Annotated in this window: 21 protein-coding genes; 8 read left to right on the top strand and 13 right to left on the bottom strand. The window is 64.2% G+C overall.

From position 1 onward, the window contains the following. Positions 1-409: 409 nt before the first annotated feature. A complete protein-coding gene (locus tag VN706_17845; GenBank protein HXT17509.1) occupies positions 410-2329 on the bottom strand; it encodes an ATP-binding protein in 1920 nt (639 codons plus the stop codon). Positions 2330-2941: 612 nt separating this feature from the next. Between VN706_17845 and VN706_17840 the strand changes: the two genes are divergently transcribed. The 3 genes from VN706_17840 (at position 2942) to VN706_17830 (ending at position 5185) form a co-directional block, all read left to right on the top strand. Further along, positions 2942-3379 (top strand): ester cyclase, encoded by a 438-nt coding sequence (locus tag VN706_17840; GenBank protein ID HXT17508.1) that lies wholly within the window; start codon positions 2942-2944, stop codon positions 3377-3379. Between the two features lie 100 nt (positions 3380-3479). Beyond that, the gene (locus VN706_17835) at positions 3480-4370 is read left to right on the top strand and encodes a universal stress protein (protein HXT17507.1); all 891 of its coding nucleotides are present in this window, start codon (positions 3480-3482) and stop codon (positions 4368-4370) included. Between the two features lie 71 nt (positions 4371-4441). Next, entirely contained in the window at positions 4442-5185 is a 744-nt protein-coding gene (locus tag VN706_17830) for a universal stress protein (protein ID HXT17506.1), read from the top strand. A gap of 84 nt (positions 5186-5269) precedes the next feature. Here the strand turns inward: VN706_17830 and VN706_17825 are convergent, their stop codons facing one another. The 7 genes from VN706_17825 to VN706_17795 all read right to left on the bottom strand — a co-directional run bounded on the left by VN706_17825 (position 5270) and on the right by VN706_17795 (position 11418). Continuing rightward, the gene (locus tag VN706_17825) at positions 5270-6652 is read right to left on the bottom strand and encodes an MBL fold metallo-hydrolase (GenBank protein ID HXT17505.1); all 1383 of its coding nucleotides are present in this window, start codon (positions 6650-6652) and stop codon (positions 5270-5272) included. A 163-nt stretch (positions 6653-6815) separates the two neighbouring features. Next, positions 6816-7697: a universal stress protein gene (locus VN706_17820; GenBank protein ID HXT17504.1), complete on the bottom strand. Its 882-nt coding sequence runs from the start codon at positions 7695-7697 to the stop codon at positions 6816-6818. Beyond that, positions 7694-8746, bottom strand: a complete 1053-nt coding sequence (locus VN706_17815; protein ID HXT17503.1) for a multicopper oxidase domain-containing protein — start codon at positions 8744-8746, stop codon at positions 7694-7696. Before VN706_17815 ends, VN706_17820 begins: the two co-directional genes overlap by 4 nt. Positions 8747-8930: 184 nt before the next feature. Continuing rightward, positions 8931-9857, bottom strand: coding sequence for a universal stress protein (locus tag VN706_17810; protein HXT17502.1), 927 nt, complete (start codon positions 9855-9857; stop codon positions 8931-8933). 71 nt (positions 9858-9928) lie between these two features. Further along, entirely contained in the window at positions 9929-10246 is a 318-nt protein-coding gene (locus tag VN706_17805; GenBank protein HXT17501.1) for a hypothetical protein, read from the bottom strand. Positions 10247-10375: 129 nt separating this feature from the next. Beyond that, entirely contained in the window at positions 10376-10804 is a 429-nt protein-coding gene (locus tag VN706_17800) for a hypothetical protein (protein ID HXT17500.1), read from the bottom strand. Between the two features lie 464 nt (positions 10805-11268). Further along, positions 11269-11418, bottom strand: a complete 150-nt coding sequence (locus VN706_17795) for a hypothetical protein (protein HXT17499.1) — start codon at positions 11416-11418, stop codon at positions 11269-11271. A gap of 88 nt (positions 11419-11506) precedes the next feature. Here VN706_17795 and VN706_17790 point away from each other — a divergent pair, with 88 nt between their 5' ends. Then, positions 11507-12436, top strand: coding sequence for a hypothetical protein (locus tag VN706_17790; GenBank protein HXT17498.1), 930 nt, complete (start codon positions 11507-11509; stop codon positions 12434-12436). A 214-nt stretch (positions 12437-12650) separates the two neighbouring features. Here the strand turns inward: VN706_17790 and VN706_17785 are convergent, their stop codons facing one another. Then, the gene (locus VN706_17785; GenBank protein HXT17497.1) at positions 12651-13187 is read right to left on the bottom strand and encodes a hypothetical protein; all 537 of its coding nucleotides are present in this window, start codon (positions 13185-13187) and stop codon (positions 12651-12653) included. A gap of 370 nt (positions 13188-13557) precedes the next feature. Here VN706_17785 and aroA point away from each other — a divergent pair, with 370 nt between their 5' ends. Then, a complete protein-coding gene (aroA, locus tag VN706_17780) occupies positions 13558-14841 on the top strand; it encodes a 3-phosphoshikimate 1-carboxyvinyltransferase (protein ID HXT17496.1) in 1284 nt (427 codons plus the stop codon). Between the two features lie 57 nt (positions 14842-14898). On the opposite strand, the gene VN706_17775 is transcribed toward aroA, so the two are convergent. The 4 genes from VN706_17775 to VN706_17760 form a co-directional block, all read right to left on the bottom strand. Then, positions 14899-15426: an FtsX-like permease family protein gene (locus VN706_17775; GenBank protein HXT17495.1), complete on the bottom strand. Its 528-nt coding sequence runs from the start codon at positions 15424-15426 to the stop codon at positions 14899-14901. A 241-nt stretch (positions 15427-15667) separates the two neighbouring features. Beyond that, a complete protein-coding gene (locus VN706_17770; protein HXT17494.1) occupies positions 15668-15961 on the bottom strand; it encodes a hypothetical protein in 294 nt (97 codons plus the stop codon). Between the two features lie 31 nt (positions 15962-15992). Continuing rightward, a complete protein-coding gene (locus VN706_17765) occupies positions 15993-16232 on the bottom strand; it encodes a hypothetical protein (GenBank protein HXT17493.1) in 240 nt (79 codons plus the stop codon). Further along, a complete protein-coding gene (locus VN706_17760; GenBank protein HXT17492.1) occupies positions 16229-16612 on the bottom strand; it encodes a response regulator in 384 nt (127 codons plus the stop codon). The genes VN706_17765 and VN706_17760 overlap by 4 nt, the downstream gene beginning before the upstream one ends. A gap of 379 nt (positions 16613-16991) precedes the next feature. Here VN706_17760 and VN706_17755 point away from each other — a divergent pair, with 379 nt between their 5' ends. From VN706_17755 to VN706_17745, 3 genes are read left to right on the top strand one after another with little or no spacing between them, the layout of a single operon-like run. Further along, positions 16992-17396, top strand: a complete 405-nt coding sequence (locus VN706_17755; protein HXT17491.1) for a response regulator — start codon at positions 16992-16994, stop codon at positions 17394-17396. Next, positions 17393-18820 carry an ATPase domain-containing protein gene (locus VN706_17750; GenBank protein ID HXT17490.1) on the top strand — a complete coding sequence of 476 codons (1428 nt, stop codon included), beginning with the start codon at positions 17393-17395 and terminating at the stop codon, positions 18818-18820. The genes VN706_17755 and VN706_17750 overlap by 4 nt, the downstream gene beginning before the upstream one ends. Beyond that, positions 18820-20019: an ATP-binding protein gene (locus VN706_17745; protein HXT17489.1), complete on the top strand. Its 1200-nt coding sequence runs from the start codon at positions 18820-18822 to the stop codon at positions 20017-20019. Before VN706_17750 ends, VN706_17745 begins: the two co-directional genes overlap by 1 nt.

The following is a 20019-nucleotide window of genomic DNA, read 5'->3' as shown; positions in this document are numbered from 1 at the left end:
CGGCTAAAGCGCGCGTATGAACGGGCGGAGGCGTCGGATGGCCGACGCATCCTTGTCGACCGCCTGTGGCCGAGAGGGCTGAGCAAGCGGCGGCTCGCGATTCACGACTGGATGAAAGAGCTCTCGCCCTCGTCGGAGCTGAGGCGTTGGTTCCAACACGACCCCGAGAAATGGATCGAGTTTCGACGGCGATACAAACGCGAGCTCCGCGAACACGCGCAGCTCGTCGATCAACTCGCGCGATGGGCCTCGAGACAACGTGTTACGCTCGTGTTCGGGGCTCGGGACGAAGAACACAACGACGCCATTGTTCTCGCGGATGTCATTCGCGCGCGTATGAAGCGCACGCAAGCGAAGCGCAGCACGAGGTCGCGAGCACGATGATCGTGCCTGTCGCGACGTTGCGATCCTATCCCGACCCCTCGTGGACGGCCGCGGCGGTCTCCAAAACCTCCTGAGACGTCAACGGTAGCCAAAGACTGAACGTGGAACCGACTCCAATCCGGCTGGCGACGGAGATCTGACCACCGAGCGCTTGCGCGAGTAGCCGGCTGATCGCGAGTCCGAGGCCGGCACCCGTCTGATCGCTGTCGCCGATTCTGCCGAACTCCTCGAAGATGAAGTCCAGTTTGTCGGCCGGAATGCCGCGGCCTGTATCGCGAACCTGGATGTACACCCAATCCCCTCCGGCGCCGAATGGACCCGTTGACGCGCGACCGGCGCTCACGGCGACTGATCCCGCGTCCGCGTACTTGAGGGCGTTCGAGAGCAGGTTGGCAAGGATCTGACGGACCCGCGTTCGGCTCGTGGTGAGCATTGGCAAATCGTCCGCGATTTCGACGGTGAGCGATAGCCGGCGCGACGCCGCACTCGCCTGATATTCCTCGACCGCGCCGCACACTAGCTCCGCGACATCGACCGGATCCGGCGAGAGCGCCAGATGACCTGTCTCGGCCCGCGCGAGCTCGTGGAGGTCGTCGATCAAGTCGAGCGCCTCGCGAACGCAGCGACGCAAGCGCGTGACGCTCTCTTGTTGGCGTGCGTTCAAGTCGCCATACACGCCGTCGCTGAGCAATTCGGCGTATCCGTCCGCGGCGCCAATGGGGTTTTTCACATCGTGGCTGAATCCACGCATCAAGCGCGACCGGCTCGTGATCACGCGCTCGAGTCTCCGCCGCCCTTGAATGGCTTCGTCTAGTAACCGCACCTTCTCGTAGGCAAGGGCTGCCAGATGACTGAAGATCGCCGCCCGCGCCACATCGTCCGCACGAAAATGGTCGCGGCTACTCAGCACGAAGAGGGCGCCGAGGGGCTTCCCTCCTGATCGAAGCGGCACGACGATAGCCGGACCTTGCGGTCCACTCAGCGTGGTGCGCGCACTGGAATCAGCCTGACCGAGGTTCGGAATGAGCGCGGGCTTCGGATTCACCGCCACCTGCTCCGTATACGAACCAGCATATTCACATACGCTGGAAAGTGGTGGTACGCCCGCGCCCGCGACGGCTCTGACACTGACGGAGGCTGGTTCATCCGGTTGCATCGAGATCCATTCGACGAAGGCGCCGCGGCCCCCGACGGTTGCCAAGGCAGCATCGGCAATGCGTTGCGTCACGTCGTCGATCGTGAACGCGCCCGCCAATGCTTCGGCAAATTCGCGCAGCGCCAACTCCTGCCGCGCACGCATCGACTCTTGTTTGACGCGCCTCCGAAGCGATGCCGCGAGCCGGCGCTCTCGAACGGTCAGCATCACCACCGCACAAAGCGCGACAAAGGCCGCGAGCACCATCGCGGCGTTCCAGATCAGACCGAGGTGCTCCAGCGACTGAACCCGATCGTCTCGCGCAGAGGCTTCGGCGGCAAAGTCCGCCGACAAGTCGGCGATCGCGACCTGAAAGGCGTAGTAGTCGCCGCGACCGTTCCGAAACGCCGCCGCGACGTCGTCGCGAGCCGCCCGTTGCGCGATCGACGCGCCGGCCGTGCGTCGCCAGGTTTCGATTCGTTGTCGAACCGTGTCGAGATGTGCTGCCGAGTGCGCGCCGAAGCGGCCGGCGACCGCGTCGAGGGCGGCGAGGCGTTTATCGTCCCGCGCAGACATCACCCCATATCGCGCCAGGAACGTGGTGTCTCCCGACAGTGCATAACTCTGAAGCGCGCCAATTTCCTCTGCGAGTCCCGACTGCAACTCGGCCTGAAGCAAGCGAGCAGGGCTCAGAACCTCAGTGGTTTCGCGGAGCAGCTTCGTGATGAGCCAGGTCTGTCGCGCCGGGATCAACACCGACAAGACCAGCGCAACGACGACCAACGCGAGCGCGATGAATCCCGTGGACATGGACGCGACTCGGAACGTTCCTTGAGCGGCGATTCGACGCTCGCCATCGAAGGCTCGGGCCGAGGCTGATTCGTCCCGCTCGGTGCCGGTCAAGCCAGCCTCCTGGTTCCGCTGTTTACGACGCCGCTTCTGGAGGCGCTCTCCTCCTGCCTCGTGAGATTGTCCGTCGGCGGATCGAAGGACCGGCCGCGTCGAATGAGGCAATCGCGACTCCCGAGATCTGAAGCAGTCGGCACAACGACGACCCCCGCATAGTCAGGGGGTATCGAACGCCACGCACCAGGACTCCTCGGGCACCGCCGCAGGCCGGGGACCAGACAGCGCGAGCATACCGTTTGATCGTCGCCGACCACAGGCTGGATCAATCGCCGCATTATACAGTCTATCAGTTGACTGGCGGTGCGTCGCTAGTACAGGCGTCATAGACGAAGGTACGGGAACATTATCCGCTGCCCGGCCACGCGCCGATCGTCAATCCCTCAAGGAGAGATGCGAGTGTTCCGGGGTTGGACCTTTTGCCGACTGCGGAACTATGTGCCGACTCGCAGTATAGCGATGCTGGACGGCGCTTGTCTTGCAGCGCGGCTGTCGTTCCTATCACACGAGGGCGGCATGAGCAACGAAAAGAGAAACATGGAGTTGATGCAAACGCTCGACGACGCCTGGAACTCGCAGGATCTCGAAACGTTCGAAAAGCGGCATCGGCCCGACGTCGTCGTCACCTGGCCCGGCAAGCCGCCGACCAACGGCCTGAAGGCGCATAACCAGGAGGCCATCGATTTCTTCAAGGCCTTCCCGAATCAGCACCTCGACAATCGTCCCTATCGCGTCTTCTTCGCCTCGGGCGATTGGACCTGCTCGATCGCGCACTTCACGGGAACCATGACTGGACCGATGACGGGACCCGATGGAACGGAGATCAAACCGACCGGCAAGTCGTTCGAAGTGGACTTCTGCACCGTCGCGCGTTGGGATGAGAACGGACAAATCATCGAAGAAAATCTCTTTTATGATCTCGTAACGTTCATGAAACAGATTGGTCTTGGCTGAACACGGGCCTGAACGATCGGCATACGCACGTCGTCCAATAGCCCTGGATGGCACGTAGTTCATATCGTGGTTGTTTCACGACGGGTTGGTGATCCCGCCCATGCGTCTGCTGAAAATTGAGAAAATTCTCGTCGCGACCGATCTGACCAAGACGTCGGCGGGAGCGGTTGAAACCGGCGCGCGCCTGGCGGCGGCAATCGGTGCGACATTGCACGTTGCGTACGTCGCGTCGGAGCGGGACGAACTCAGCGTGACACCGGACCGCCGCCGCGAATACGACAGGGATATCGAGAAGGCGCTGCCGTTGGTGAAGAGCGCAACGCGACCGCAGGCGCATGTCGTATTCGGCGACCCGCCTCACGCGCTCTCGTCGCTCGCCCATACGCTCAAAGCAGACGTCGTAATTCTTGGGCGCCGGGACGGACAATCGAAGGCAGCATCCGACCGTCCGGTCGGCAGTATGGCCTACGCGTGCGTGACGTGTACGCTCATTCCCGTCTTGGTCGTCGCAGAGGCATTGACGCTACCGCTGCGTAACGCGCTCGTCGCTGTCGACATGTCCGAGGCCGCGCGAGGATCGCTGCTCGTGGCCGTCTCATGGTCATCCGCGCTTCGAGATCAAAGCTCGACCGACGCTACGCTAACCGTCCTTCACGTCGATACCGACGCAGATCCGACGGACGACGCAGCGCACATGCGGCGATCGGTTGTCCACGACGCCGATGTTCTCCAGCGCAATGCGCCCGGTTGGGCCGGCGTCGCCGTCGAGCGGCTCACGATCAGGAATTCAGATCCCGCTGCTACGATTTCGCGGCACGCAATCGACTCTGGCAGCGAGCTCGTGATCCTGGGAACGCGATCATCCGCGGACCACGGCTTATCGATCTGGGGATCTGTCTCCGCCGCCGTCACTCGCCGGTTGTCGGTCCCGATCCTCCTGGTGCCACCCGCCGTCTGGCGAGACCACGTGCGCGATGTCGACCCATTCTGATGCGAACGAGAGACCCCTGACGCCGACGATCCTGCTGACCGTCGACGGGTCGGACAAGGACGAGCGCGCGATTGCGGTGGCCGTCGCGCTGGCCGAGCTCGCGGATTCGGCGATACGTCACGGGAGACGTCATCGATGGCGCCGACGTCGCCGCGACGTTGCTCCACGATCTTGAAACGCACGATGCGGCGTTCGTGGTCGTGGCCACGAACGCGGCCGGCCCGGTGGGCCGCGCAATTCAAGGAAGTGTCGCCGACCGCCTCGTTCGCGAATCGCCTCGGCCCGTGGTCGTCGTTCCTCCGCGAGGCGAGTACATGCGCGGCAAACAGGTCACACTTCGCCGGGTACTCGTGCCTCTCGATGGATCGTCAGCCGCATTGCGTGTCATTCCCAGGCTGCTCGCGCTCGCGCGGGCAGAGATGCTGGAATTCGTGTTCCTTCAAGTCGTGCGACGCGAGCGCGTCGGCGGTCACGTCATGCCGCCGGGGACGCCGACGTCGGGTGACGAAGCGCCGGATGGCGGCGAATGGACGCATGTCGGAGCCGCCGTCGCCGACCAGCGCCTGGGTGCGATCGCGGAGCGCCTTCGCGCGCGCGGAAGTCACGCCGAGGTGCGTGTCATCGAGTCCGCCGATGTTGGATCTGTCATCGTCGACTCCATCCGCAACGAGCTCGTAGAGCTCATTGCAATGTCGACACGCGGCGCGAGCGGGTTACGCAGACTGGTACTTGGGAGCGTCGCGGAGCATGTGGTCACGCACAGCGAGGTTCCGGTGCTGCTCGTCACTGCCCGCTCCGGAGAGGGCGGTCCGTGACGCGGTGGCATCTGAAGCCAAGCACGACGATGACGCGATCAATCCGTTGAAGCTACCGTTCGGTATTAGATATTTCTCACAAGATCAGAACGAAGTCGTCGCTCCCCGCTCCGGCGTAGTGACGGCGTAACCGTCCGCGCGCAAACTCGCGGCGAAGGCGTCCTGCGCTTCCGGCTCGCCGTGCACGAGATGCACAGGCAGATCGCGCCTCGAAGGCCCGCGCACCGCGTCGATCCACCGCCGCCGCTCCCCGCGATCGGCGTGCGCGCTGTAGCCGTTGAGAATCTCGACGCGCGCCCTCAGCGGGACCTCCTCACCGTAGATCTTGAGCGTCTCTCGCCGCTCGACGATCCGACGCCCCAGCGTGTGCTCGGCCTGAAAACCGACGATCAGGATCGTGTTTCTCGGATCGGGCGCGCCGTGGGCAAGGTGATGCAGAATGCGTCCGGCCTCGGCCATGCCGGATGCCGCAATGATGATCATCGGACCATGCCGCGTATTGAGCGCCTTCGACGCGTTCGCATCGCGCGTAAACTCGAGCTGCTCGAAGTCGAACAGGTCGTCGACCTCGTTCACGAGCTCTTCCCGCTGATCGCACGCCTCAGGATTTGTCGCGAAGATCGTCGTCGCGGCGATGGCGAGCGGGCTGTCGAGAACGATCGGAATGGGTGGAATCGCGTTCGCGCGCGAGAGCCGATGCAGATCGTACATGAGCTCCTGCGCGCGCCCGACCGCAAATGCGGGTACGATGACACGCCCTCCCTTCGCCGCGGTCTCGCGGACGATCTCCGCGAGACGGTTCGGCATCTCATCGACCGGAGTATGATCCCGATTTCCGTAGGTCGATTCGAGAATGACGGCATCCGCGCCCTCCGGAGGATGCGGATCGCGGATGATCGGCAGCCCCCATCGGCCAACGTCCCCGGAGAAGACGAGCCGGCGTTTCGTCGCGCCCTCGGTACACTCGAGGATGACTGATGCCGAGCCAAGAATGTGTCCGGCTTCGACGAATGTGCCTCGCATCCCGGGCGCGACGTCGAACGGTTTGTCATAGGGAATACAAACCATTTGGCCCATGACCTTGGCGACGTCGCGCGCGTCGTACAATGGCGGCGCGACCTCGCGGTTCCGTCGCTGCAGGAACTCCGCGTCCTTTGCTTGAATGTGCGCCGAATCCGCGAGCATGATCGCGCAGAGATCGTGCGTCGCCGGAGTGGCGTAGATCGGGCCATCGTAGCCGTATCGGGCGAGCATCGGCAAGCGTCCCGAGTGATCGATGTGCGCATGCGACAAGACGACCGCGTTCAGTTCCTTTACGTCGAACGGAAGTGCCTGATTCTTCTCGTTCGAGTCCTTTCGGCGCCCCTGAAACATTCCGAAGTCCAGCGCGATCGTCGATGGGCCGGCGTGCACGAGATGGCACGATCCGGTGACTTCACGCGCCGCGCCGAGAAAGGTGATGTTCATTGAGCGTATGATGGGGCAACACGAGGATGAGCAGGCCGGCGCGGTCTCGCGGTGTCCGCAGAAAGGCCATGGCCGAACATACGACCCGCGCGTTCGTCACGCACGTCCGGCATGCTTGTGTGGCATGAGCAGACGGCAAATATTCGAATCTTTGAACAGCATCTCACCACGCATCGGCGTGCGCCTGCCACACCGCCGGCGGTACGAGGAGGATCGGTGTGTCGACGCGGTTGGCGACATCGCCTGCAACCGACCCGAGTCGTCCCGGCGTGTCGAGTCCGAGTCCGCGTGTCCCCATGACAATCAGACCGACCGGTTGTTCGGTTGCGTATGCGGCGATGACCGTCGCGGGATCGCCGGGCACGATTTCGGGGCCCTCGATCGCGACGCCGGACCACGTTCCGGCAGCGGCGCGAACGTGCATCAACTCGGCCTCGAGCTGAGGGACCGGCGCCGTTCCGCGTTCGCTGGACGACTGATCGGCGTACAGCGCCGTCAAGCGGACACCAGGATCGGTGTCGCTCCTCTGCGACCGAAGCGCCGATGCCCACGACAACCCGACCACCAGCGCTCCCCGAGCGGTGTCCGACAAGTCCACCGGCACGAGCACGCGCTCGAGCGGCAGGCGCATCCTCTCGGTGACGATCAGGCACGGCGCCCACGACGCCGTGACGATCGCCAGTGCGGTGCTTCCCAATCTGTTCCCGCGATCGATTTCTTGTCGGTGCGGTCCGAGCACGACGACGTCGGCGCGGATCTTGTCCGCGAGTACGCGAATCGAATGCGCCGCGTCGCCGGCGAGCACGTGCAGGGGCGTGTTGTCGACGTCAATTCCTGCGCGACTGAGCAGCCCGCGCACGGCTTGCTCGCCTCGCTTCTTCGATTCACGCGCATCGTCGTCGCGCGCCGCGTGCACTACGTGCACCAGGTCGAGTCGCGCCCCGGCGGCAGCGGCGAGCGCGGATGCAGTCCGCAGCGTGGTGACCGCCGTCTCGTCGATCTCGATGGCGGCGAGCACGACTTTCAATCGAAGGAGGTTCATCATTTCACTCGAACGCGTTCGCCGTCGACAACCAAAATTCCAATTGCTCCCTTCTGGCCGTGCCCGAAGCCGTGATTCACGAACGGAAACTCGCCAGGAACATCACAGACGAGCTCAAAGCCCATGCCGCCGCCCGGTGGTATGCTGAACGTCTGCACGCCGGAAATCGCGTTCCCGGGCGGCGCGCCCAGGTAAACCTTGTCGAATTGCTCGCCGACGACGTGGAAGTTGCACGGGTGTGACGGCCCGGCGCTCACCACCCAGAACCGAACGCGATCCCCCACTCGCACGTGGATCGGCTCTTTCACGTATTGATTCGGCCGGCCGTTGAAGCACACGATGTCCGGCAGCGTGTTGAGCATTTTCTGATAGTCCGATGCCCGCACGCCGTTCGCCGCCTCCGCGAGATAGAACTCGTTCTGCACGAGCACGAACTCTTTCGCGGCGGGCAGCGGCTCGCGCGGGCTCACGACAATGCAGCCGAACATGCCGCTGCCGATGTGCATGAGCACCGGAGACGTGCCGCAATGATACATGAACGCGCCGGCATACTTTGGCGTGAACGTGAATGTCACCGACTGCCCTTTCGCCACCGACTTGAATGCGTTCTTCGGATCGATCTGCGCGGCGTGGAAATCCATGGAATGCGGAATGTCGGCATCGTTCGTCAGCGTAAACTCGACCGTATCGCCGACTCGGCAATGCACGATTGGGCCCGGGATGTCGCCCTCGAACGTCCAACCGGCGATGACGGTGTCGTCCGACGTGCGCACCGGGGCTTCTCGCGCGCGCCAGTTCAACTGAATTCGGCCACTCGTCGACGCCGGCGGCAGCGCCGGATCCCAGCGATGGTATGCGACGCTTTGAGCACCCGGAGTTGCCGTCCCCGTGGCGGATGTGCCTCCGTGATGCTCGCCCTTGAGCAGCGATGAATCGAGACGGCTATCGGAGTTATGAGGCTGCCGCGCCCCTGAAGCCGCGTTGCCCGCCGCTCCTTTCTTCGCCGTATCGGCGGCCGGCTGTTGACCGGTCGAACAGGAGACGAGCGTCATCCCGGGAATCGCGAGAGATAGCGCCGCCGCGCGGCTCAGAAAACTCCGGCGATCCGTGACGTCCGCGTCAGTTTCCGTCGAAGATTCTGGTTCGTTCACAGTCTTCCCTTGGAGGAGGTTGGCAGGCCCCGACCGGATGCGGGTGCGCCGCACTCGGTCGGTGCCGTGGCACTCGAATCAGACACTAGATGCCGTTGACCGCCAGTACCGGCACCGGGGCGCGTGTCAGCAATTCCCTCACGACCGAGCCGATGCTTCCGACCGGCGCCTCATCCGAGCCGCGCATTCCGACGACGACCAACGCTGCACCGCGCTCGGCGGCCGCGCGGGTGATCTCGCGCGCCGGATCTCCCATGGCAATCTCAGTCGAGTCACGACCCAACACGCCGTGTGCACGCCCCAGGTTCACCAGCCACTGTGCCTTGTTCGGCGATACATGCACATGGCTCGCACCCGCGCTCCGCGTTGCATGTTCGTTCGACGCGAGCAGTTTCTTCGCCGAGCGAATCACACGCTCGTACGCGCCGACGACGGGCGACAGCACGTGCAAGACGGTCAGCGGGATCTCGTGAAGGCGCGCCAGCCTGCTCGCGGCGCGCAATGCGAGTGGTCCAAATGGACTGTCGTCGACCGCCGCCACGACGTGCTCGGGCGCACGGGCAGTACCCTCGGGAACCACCAGCACGGATGCGTTCGTTCGCCGCGCGACACGCTCGATCACGTTCGGCTCGCCGATGCCGATACGATTCGCCGCGATGCGCCGGCCGAGCACAAGCAGCGGCGCTTCGACGTCATTGGTGACCGCGGCCAGGCAGCTCGATGGGCGGCCGATGCGAACGATGTTTCTCGCGGCCCGGACGCCGAGCGTCGCCGCGAATCCCCCGAGGCCGCCGGCGAATGCAGGCGTCATTCCTCGAATTGATTCGTCACCATGCTCGTGATCTCCGTCTGCATCTCCGTCTGCATCTCCGTCTGCATCTCCGTCTGCGCGCCCGAGATCGTCGTCGCACGGCGCGACGTGCATCAGCACGGCCTCGCCACCCGACGCGATGTACGTCGTCGCCCAGCGCGCGGCGCCGAGCGATGCCGAGCCAAAGTCGATTGCCAGCATGATCCGCGAAAAAAGGGTGCCCACTGTCGCCGCCGGGAGCGACGACCGCGGAGTTGCGAGTTGTCCGCGAGTCATAAGCCCTCCAATTCCAGATGTGTGAAAGGTTCCGCGCCAACCTTCCTGAACGGATGCTGGCATTCCTCCTCGCGACGCCGTCGTACCGTGTCGCGCCGAAGCATTGCGAGACCGGTGAGAAACAGCGCGACGGTTGCCACGATCGAGGGGATGACAAAACCAGAATGCGCATACAGCGCGAGGACAACCGGGATGACCGAGCTCGCCAGCACCCACAGCCACGGCTCGAGGCGCGGAATGTCTTCCTCGTGAGACTGTGCAAGATGGTTCTTATGTTTTGACATGAATACGTCTCCTGCGAGTGGAGCAGCCAAGCCCCGACTCGCCCGTGATGCGATGAGTTGATCGACAGGCAGCCGCGAGCTCCTCGCGATTCGAGGCCGCGAGGCCGGTGCCCATCAGGATTCGAGAAGGAACGCGCTCGGCGGTGCCGAGCAATCAACTCAGCGCGGAGGCGCTGTGGCGTCGTACCCGCGACCAATGATCGACGCGCTGGCGGCGCCGGATGCGCCTGCGGCGGCACTGCTCGCAACGGTGCTGGCGAAAGTCGCCCGCGCGAATACCGGCAGCGCGGCTCCGAGGCCGGTCGCGGAACGCGCCGGTGACCGCGATTCGAGCGCGATCCGGGAGGATGGCACCGATCGCAAGAGGGACGACGGCGCCGGCGGCGATACTGAATGCAGCGTGTCGAGCGAAGCATCGGCACGCGGCCGATCCAGCGTTTGCGCCGCAAATACGAGGGAGGCAACCGCGACAACGCCGGTGATCAGGCGCGTCACAGCGTGCTGGAGGTTCGCACGCGTGCGCGAGCTCCGCGAAAACGATCGCGAAGCGGACGGCATCACGTTGAGGGTGCCTGCGAGTTTCCTCATGTCTCTCCTCCGCACCATGCGCCAACCCAGTGCGCATATACGTCCCGAAAGATACACTCGACTCAGGGAAGTGTTTCGTTCGCATGATGCGGCGGATTGCCGGCGGATCTTCTAATGAATAGCCCACTCACTCGAGACGTCGTCGATCTCGACGAACGCACAGGCGTACGACGCTCGGTCGCAGCAGAATGGTGGCCCAGGTTCTGCCTTGGTGGGGGACTCGAGCCGACCACGACGGCACAACTCATCCTCGGAACCAGCAACATGACACACGCCGATACCACCACTCAGCAAGCGAATCGGGCGACGGATCGCCGCACCAAGCTCCGCCTCCGCGAACTGTGCGACGAAGTGCTCGCGTCCTACCATCAGGTTGTGCAAGGAGCCGATTTCGCAGGAGGCCGAGGCCCGCGAGGCCTTAACGTTTTGCCGCCGTCTTCGTCACTGGTGGTGACCGGGAACGTTTAGACGCAGCCGATGCCGAGCGGAGGACGTTTGTCGAAAGACCCCATCGCCATTTCACTGCTGGCGTTCGCTTCGTTGATCCTGGCGGCCGGCTGCGGATCGTCATCGCCCGCGACTGCACCCGAGATTCCCTCCACGAATTCAGGCATCTTGCCGCTGGGAACGGCGAGCAGTCCGACCGCGCTCTCGCGCTGTCCCTCTGGTTTTTACGCAGGATCCAGTTGCTTTCAATCGACCGTGAGTTGTCCCGCGACGGCGCCTCTCCTCGTCACGTATGGCTACCGAACCCCGCCGGGCGCCGTGAAGGGCACCATTCTCATGCACGATGGAGGCGGCGGAACGACGCCCTTCGATCACGGTCCGCGCGACGGGCGAACGTTTGCTGAGAGTTTTTTAAATGCCGGCTATCGCATCGTTCAGCTGGCATGGGCGACGGACTGGGAAGACACCGGACTGCCGCAAAAGAACCTGCGAGTTGCCGCATGCAGACCGGCGACGCTCATGAAATTCATTTATGAGAATGTTCATGGCGGCCAGAGCGCCTCGGGTGGAATGGGCGCCCTGGGACACAGCGGCGGTACCGGAGCGTTGGGCTACGCGCTCTCGTGGTACGGGGCCGGCAGTTATCTCGATAAGGCCATGTTTTCGTCCGGACCAGTCTTTTCAGACCTGTCCAAGGCGTGCGAGGTGCCGCCGAAACCGATCGAGATTTGTGCCGCTGGTCAATTCGGGTGCACCGAGGGTGGTCCGTGGACGGCGAGTCCGGAATTGGGCGAAATGCATGCGAACGAGATGCGCACATATTCGGGTATCGCCAGTTGCAGCGATGAGACACATCCTCCCACGCCGAGCGAGTTGGATGCGCTGCGCGCCATGAGCATCGTCGACCGGGATGGATCCGTCTTCATCAACTTTCCGCAGACCGCCGTTTCAGCGTGGCTGTGCACGGCGTTCGACGTCCCGGCGGGCCCGCTCGGTGCGCTGTATTTCGCTCACTTCACGTCGCCGTCGCAGGTCGCCGCGTATAGTCTGAATCCGGTGAGCGACTGCAGCGGCGAGGGAACCTGGAACGGAACGCATGCCGTACACGGCGTGCCGATGGACGCATTCGCGCTCATGGTCCAGGACATGACCGATCCGATCGTGGGAACCGTCAAGACACACTAAATTGCGCACGGCGTCGCGCGCGCTCGCGGTTATCCGAATCAACGTCTGCTTTTCCCGGAGCGGTCAGGGCGAGACCGGCCGACTTCATGCCGGAGTTGGTTCGCGATCGCTCGCGATCGTTTCGTGAGAAATGACAACGCCGCCGGAATCGGTGATTCCGGCGGCGTTGTGAGCGGCTCGCTTCGCGCGCGCGAGCGATGAGGATGACGGCGGCTTACTGTTTGGCCAGCGTGATCGGCGAGACACCGCCGTTCAGGAACTTGCCGTCGATCGACGTGCCGGAAACGATGCCGCGGAAGAAAGGCGTCATCACGCACGTCGCCGGCGTGCAGCTCAAGACGCCGACGTACATCGTGAGGGTGTCCCCGTTCACCGTACCGATGATCGGCTCCTGAACGATCGACGTCGGCAACGTGAGCGAACCCGTCTTGATCGTGCCGAACCCGGTCACGATACCAGACCCCTGTTGATTCAGGTCGTATGTATAGAAGTGCACGACGTCCGGACCGTCCGTGGTGCCGAACCACTTGCCGGAGGCGTTCACCGTCGGAGGCGTCGTGATGACAATCGGGTTGGTCGTGACGCCGCCACCACCACCACCGCCACCACCCCCGCCACCGCCAGTGCCGCCCTTTGCCATCGAGGCGCTGGCCGGGGAAAGGGTTTGGGCGGGCGATGAGACGTCCGAGCAAGCGGCGACGAACGCCGTCGCGAGGACCGCGAGTGGTAGGAGCTTGGAAGCGAGTGACATGGGGTTTTCTCCGGGGGGGGATTGAAAAGGGGCGGAGCGTGGGAAACAGAAGTTTCTTAACTACTCAGGTAAATAATTAACACGTAAAGTAATTTCACGCGCGCACTCCGTTTTGACAAGCCGGGGATTCTACTCGGTGCGATACCCTTTGCCGACTCCGTATTGGCAAGCACCGGACCGCAAACGTCCGAATACAGGGTCCGTGTAATATATTGTCAATAAATCACTTACAGTACCGTGCGCCGAGTGACGGAAGTCGACCACAGGCATCGGATCAAGGCAAGGCCGTCTCGAATCACGACAGAGGACGGCTGCCGTCAACGCTGCTCGTCCAGATGGTGCATGTTGCGCTGTAGTTTATACTGGCGACATGGAAATCCTGCGCCTGGAACCCGTTCGCGCCGTCGCAGGTGTCGTTCAGGTCCCCGGTTCGAAGAGCCTCACCAATCGGGTCGTGTTGCTCGCGGGAATCGCCGTTGGAGTCACGCAGGTCGACAACGTTCTGGTCGCCGACGACACGAGCCGCATGCTCGACGCGCTGGCCCATCTAGGAGTAGAGACCCGACGACCACCAAACGCGACATCGCTGGAAATCGCGGGCGTCGGCGGGCCGTTTCGCGTCCGCCACGCGGATCTCTTTCTGGGAAACGCCGGAACCGCCATGCGCCCACTGACGGCCATGCTCACGACGGGGGCCGGCTCCTTCACACTGCGCGGCGATCCGCGCATGCACGAACGGCCCATCGGTCCGCTCGTCGACGCACTCGCCGCGCTCGGCGCACACATTGAATACCTCGCGATCGCCGGCTATCCCCCGCTCCGGATCGACGCCGCTGGTCTGGATGGCGGCGAAGTTCACATCGATGGAAGCGTGTCGAGCCAGTTCACGAGCGCGCTGTTGCTCGCCGCGCCATTGGCGCGTGGCCGTTCGCTGATTCACACCGTCAACGACCCCGTGTCATTGCCGTACGTCTCCATGACGATCGATGTCATGAAGCGGTTTGGTATCGACGTGCAGTTTGCCGGTGAGTCGTCGTATCTCGTCGAGGGAGGCCAGACCTATCGGTCGCCCGGGCGAATCTCGATCGAGGGCGACTGGTCATCCGCATCCTATTTTCTTGCGGCCGGAGCAATTCGCGGTGGCACCGTTCGGGTCGCCGGGCTCGAGCGAAACACCTCGCAGGGCGACGTGAAGTTTCTCGATGCGCTCCGCGACATGGGGGCATTCACTCGTCGCGGCGACGATTGGGTCGAAGTCAGCCGCGGCACGCTCCACGGTATTGACGTCGATGCGCGCGATTTTCCGGATGCGGCGATGACGCTCGCCACCACCGCCTTGTTCGCCACGGGGCCGACATCGATTCGTGGGATCGGGAATTGGAGAATCAAGGAAACTGACAGGCTGGCGGCCATGGCAACCGAGCTCCGGAAGGTGGGAGCAACGGTCGTGGAGGGAGCCGGCGATCTACACATCACGCCTCCGGACCGCCTGACCTCCGCGGTCATCGATACGTATGGCGATCACCGAATGGCGATGGCCTTTTCGCTAGCCGCGCTTGGAGACGTGCCGCAGGTAATTCGAAATCCGGGCGTAACATCCAAGACATATCCGGCATACTTCGACGATTTTCGCCGGATCAGCCAGACGCGTTGACTCGCCGCGCCGCGCGTGGCCAGCGAGTTCTGGAGATTCGTACCTGGCGCGAGTGACCTACTCGGCTCTCAACGCGGTCATCGGATCGACGCGCAGCGCGCGGTAGGTCGGCGCGAGCATCCCGCCAACTCCGGACGCCAACAGCAGAAGCGAGACGGCGGCTAACGTCAGCGGATCGCGCGGCGTTGTGGCATAGAGCATCGTCTCGACGAGACTCCCGAACGCGATCGCGACGCTGAGGCCGATGGCCAGACCGGCGGCGAGCGGGCGCACTCCTGAGGCCACGACGTCGGTGACGATTCGCCGTCGCTGCGCTCCGAGCGCGATTCGGACGCCGAGCTCGCGCGTGCGCTGACTCACGACGTACGCCATTGCGCTGTACATGCCGAAGGTGGCGACGATCAACGCGATGATTCCCGGAAGCGCGAAGAGCTGAGCGCCAAGCCGCCACGGCCGGAGCTCATCCTCATGCGCTTGCTCCATGGTTATGACGTCCGGCGGGTCCGCGCCGGCGATGACATACCGCTCCGTCGCGTAGCGGCGCGCGTCCTCCGGCGTACCGGCGCGAGCGAGCGGATTGAGCATTCTCATAAGTGCGCCGTCACCGTCTTCCGCGCCCAGCCGCGCCATGGCGAACCATGGCGAGCACGGTCGAGAGTGCGGCGTGGGTGTACCGCGCCCCATTCTCGCGTATACCCAGCAGATTCACCCTGATGTAGTCCGGATCGCGCGGCGACCGGTCGACGGCCGCGCGAGCAACAGCAGAAGGCCGGCGCCGTCCCGAACCAGCTGCGTGCGGCCGCGGCCAGCGCGCGCGACTCGGTCGTCACGCGTCGGGCAACAGCGTCGACGCACCGAGAAGATCCTCGAGCTCGTCCTCCGGCATCTCTTCCCACCCCGACGGAATTGGCGTGAGTTGGCGCCGCTGGCGCGCCGGCTCGAAGTGCAAGCACGCCAGACCGAGGTCGCGTGTCGCGAATCTCGCGGCACCGACGACGCGTTCACGCGAGCGGGGCTCGTGACGCCGCTCGCGCGGCCGAATGAGCGTGAGCACGCGCGGCGGCGACTCCGCCACCGTCCATGCAAGGCCGTCGCGGTCGGTGAAAGTGCGACGGATCATGGCGATCGTTCCGATGACCGACTCGCCGGGATCATTCGTCCTCGACAGGATCGCGCCGCGCGTCATGAACGTACGTCAACGGATCCCATCGGCCGTCGCTGCGCCGCGAGAGGTTTCGCGCCAACCGCTGACGCCAGTCGGCGAACAATGACTCGTTCGGCTGTGTGGCGTCGGTCGCGGGATACGCGGGGTCTTGCTTCGCGATCTCGGACGGCGTTGCCAGCGGCGCGCGTATGAATGATCGCTGTGCGTCGCGCGGGTCGCCGCTCATCGTGTGCGACGGAGCTTGGCCGCTACCTCGAGCAGCCGCGCCGCGCCGTTCTTTTTCAGCACGTACGCGTCGGCTCCCGATGCCGCCGCCCACGCGCGGTCTTTCGGACGGCCGTGCGTGGTATACGCCAACACCTTCGCGCTCCGTCGCGGCGTTGGCGAACAGATCGCATTCAGCAGGCAACGACTCTCGCGATTCCCGAGATAGAGCTCGGTGACTACGAGGTTGATCCGCGGGTTGTCGATCAGCGACAGCGCGTCATCGCGGCCGCTGGTCGCGATGACGGTGTATCCATCACATTCGAGCGTCGCGCGAAGCTGAGCGCGTGAGTCGGCGTCCGGCTCGACGATGAGGACCGTTCGGTCGGCGGTTCGGCGCATCGCGCTCCCGATCAGAGGACACGCTGGACCGAGGGGCTCTCGAGTCGTCGCGGCGCTGAGAGCCGCGCGACCAGGGGGAGGTGGCGCCGAGGCCACACACCAGCAGTCGTAATATACACCGGCCGCGGATCTGGCGCTCGGCGGCGCCGACACACAATTCGGAAGACTTTAGAAAACCGAAATGAGGCCGCGCGGTGCACGAGCGAGGTGTCGAGCGGCGCGGCCTGTAATGTGCTAGATTACGACGTTGCTGGTGGGCAGCCTGGTGGCTGCCCGTTTGGGGCTTCGGCATCGCGGCAGACGCGCCGGCCCTCCCGAGCCATGACTGGTCAGCCCACTCCTGCGTTGGCGGAGGCACCATGGTTCGGCGTCGTCGCGAATGCTGACGGACCAGTTGGCTGGTCGGCTGATTCTCATTGCCGAGCGCGATCGCAACGTCCGCGATCTTCAATCATTCGCACTCGAGGCCGCCGGCTTCGTCGTGGCATTTGTCGACGACGGCGAGGCGGCGTTCGCCTATGCGACGTCGAACGCGATCGCGCTGATCATCACCGAGATCCTCATTCCCAAGCTCGACGGCCTGACGCTCTGCCGCCGGCTGCGCGCCGAGCCGGCGACGCGCCACGTCCCCGTGCTCGTGTTCAGTATTCTCGCGGCCGCGACGCGGGCCGAAGACGCCGGCGCCCGCGGGTTCCTGCGCAAGCCGTTCATCGAATCCAGTTTCATCGCAACGGTCAGCCAGCTGACCACAGTCCAGGACCATGTCATGACGGTTGTAACATGAGCATTCTATTACCTCCCGATCGCCGCCTGGTGCGAGACGTCGACGGCGAAACAGGCGACCGCATGCGGTCGGGCAATCGCGAGGCCGACTACATCCTCGGCGGCGGATTCCCGACGAATTCGATCAACATCATCATGGGTCACCCGGGCTCCGGCAAGACGATCTTCGCCGAACAACTGATCTTCGACAACGCGGCCGACGACCGGCCGATCCTCTATTTCACGACGTTGTCGGAGCCGCTCTCCAAAGTCGTGCGCTATCTCCAGGGCTTTCGCTTTTTCGACGAGACCAAGCTCGGCACGCAAGTGATCTACGAGGACGTCGGCGAACAGTTGTCGAAGGAGGGACCCGCCATCTTGATTCCGGTGCTCAAGGAAGCGATTCGCTCGCTCGCGCCGAAGATCATCGTCATCGATTCATTCAAGGCCGTGCACGATCTCATGCCGTCCGACGGCGACCGGCGCCGGCTCGTGTACGAGCTCACGGCGTTGCTCACGGCGTATGGAACGACCGCCTTCCTCCTCGGCGAATACACCGAGGACGACATCCTGCGCTACCCCGAGTTCGCCATCGCGGACGGCATCGTCGAGATGTCGCGACGGCGGCTCGGCAACCGCGATGAACGATACTTCCGCGTCTACAAACTGCGCGGCAGCAAGTATCTCGAAGGCGCACACGCATTCCGGATCACCGATGCGGGCTTGGACATGTATCCGCGGCTCGTCAGCCCGTCGATGCCGGAAGGCTACGAACCACCGGACGAACGGATCTCGACCGGCATCGCGGGCCTCGATCGCATGCTCGACGGCGGCGTCTGGCGCGGTACGACCACGCTGCTGGCCGGACCGTCGGGCGCCGGGAAGACGACGATCGGCTTGCAGTTCGCGCTGGAGGGAGCCCGCGAAGGCGAGCCCAGTCTCTATATGAACTTTCAGGAAAATCCGTCGCAGCTCATGCGCACCATCCGCAGCCTGGGCGTCGACTTGGAAGAAGCGCAGGCGCACGGACTCCAGCTCGTGTACGCGTCGCCGGTCGAACTGCAGATCGACAGCATCATCGTCGACATGTTCCGTCGCATTCAACAGGGCAAGATTCGTCGAGTCGTCATCGACGCGCTCGGCGATCTCGCGAGCGCGGCGACGGATCAACAGCGGCTGCACGATTATCTCTATGCGCTCGTGCAGCATTTCGCCGTGAGCACCATCACGAGCATCCTCAACTTCGAGACGACGGCAAACTCCGTGTCCATTCAGGGCGTGCAGAACGCCATGAGCTATCTGTCGGACAATGTCCTGTTGCTCACGGTCGGTGGCGAGGAAACCACGCGCCGTACGATCCGGATTCTCAAGACGCGTGGCAGCGCACACGACCTCCGGATTCGAGAAATCGCCATCAGCGGCGCGGGCGTCGAGATCGTCACGTGATGATCGGAAGTCAGCCCCGCGGCGTGGCGCCGCGGGTGGGCCAACTGCGAAAGCTTTCCGGCATCAACCGCGCATTCTCGTATACGACGTCGCTCGACGAAGTTGCTCGCCTCACGGTGGAACAGGGGGCCGATCTGCTGTCGGCGCCGTCGGCAGTCCTGATGCTCCAGGATGCCGACGATCTGCTGCAGGTGCGCGCGTCCCATGGCGTCGCGGCGGATCGAGTGGCTCGCTTCGGCGCGCCGTTGTCGGACGAGGTCGTGGCACGTCTCGGCGGACTGCTCGACGTGCCCGGCGACCAATTGCTCGCGGTGCCGCTCATCGCGCGCGGCACGGTGATCGGGCTCCTCGCTCTCGCGCTCGACCGGCCGGCCGTCGACATCGATGAATGGCTGCTCTCGGCCCTCGCGGATCAAGCGGCGTCCGCGCTGGAGAACGCGCGCCTCTTTGGCGAGGTGCGTGTGGAGTTGGCGGATCAGCTTCGCGCGAGCAAAGGCGCGACCGACGCGAAGGATCGCGCGCTCTCCACCCTCGCGCACGACATCCGCAGTCCGCTCGGCGCGATCGAGGGATACTGTACGATCATGGAAGATGGGTTGTATGGGGAGATCTCCGCCAAACAGCGGGAAGGCCTGGGCCGCATTCGCATGGCCGGGCGGCATCTCCTCTCGCTGCTCGACAACGTCATGGACATGGCGCGGCTCAGCGCGGGCGCCATCAACGTCCGCAGCGAACCGGTGCGTCTCCTCGAGGTCGCGAGGGAAGCGGTGGATCTGCTCACCCCGGCCTCGTACGCGAAACGGCAGCGGCTCCAGCTGGTTGGCGGACCGGACGTCGTGGTCGTCGGCGACGGGGCGCGGCTGCGCCAGGTGCTCGTCAATCTCGTCGGCAACGCCGTGAAGTTTACCCACGCCGAGGGGTCGATTACGCTCAGCACCGCGGAGGGCGTGACCGACTCGGGCCCGTGCGGAGAAGTCCTCGTGTCGGACAATGGTCCCGGTATCTCGCACGCCGATCAAGCGTCGATCTTCGAGCCCTATTACCGAAGCGAGACGACGGCGGCGGCGCCGGGCGTGGGGCTTGGGTTGGCGATCTCGGACGCACTCGTCAGACAAATGAACGGACGGATGGAGGTTGCAAGCGAACTTGGCGCCGGGTCGCGCTTCTCGATCCGCTTGCCGATGGCGGTCACCATCTGA

The sequence above is a fragment of the Gemmatimonadaceae bacterium genome, assembly GCA_035606695.1.
Lineage (GTDB): Bacteria > Gemmatimonadota > Gemmatimonadetes > Gemmatimonadales > Gemmatimonadaceae > JAQBQB01.
This window is presented reverse-complemented; position numbering and strand designations above follow the sequence as displayed.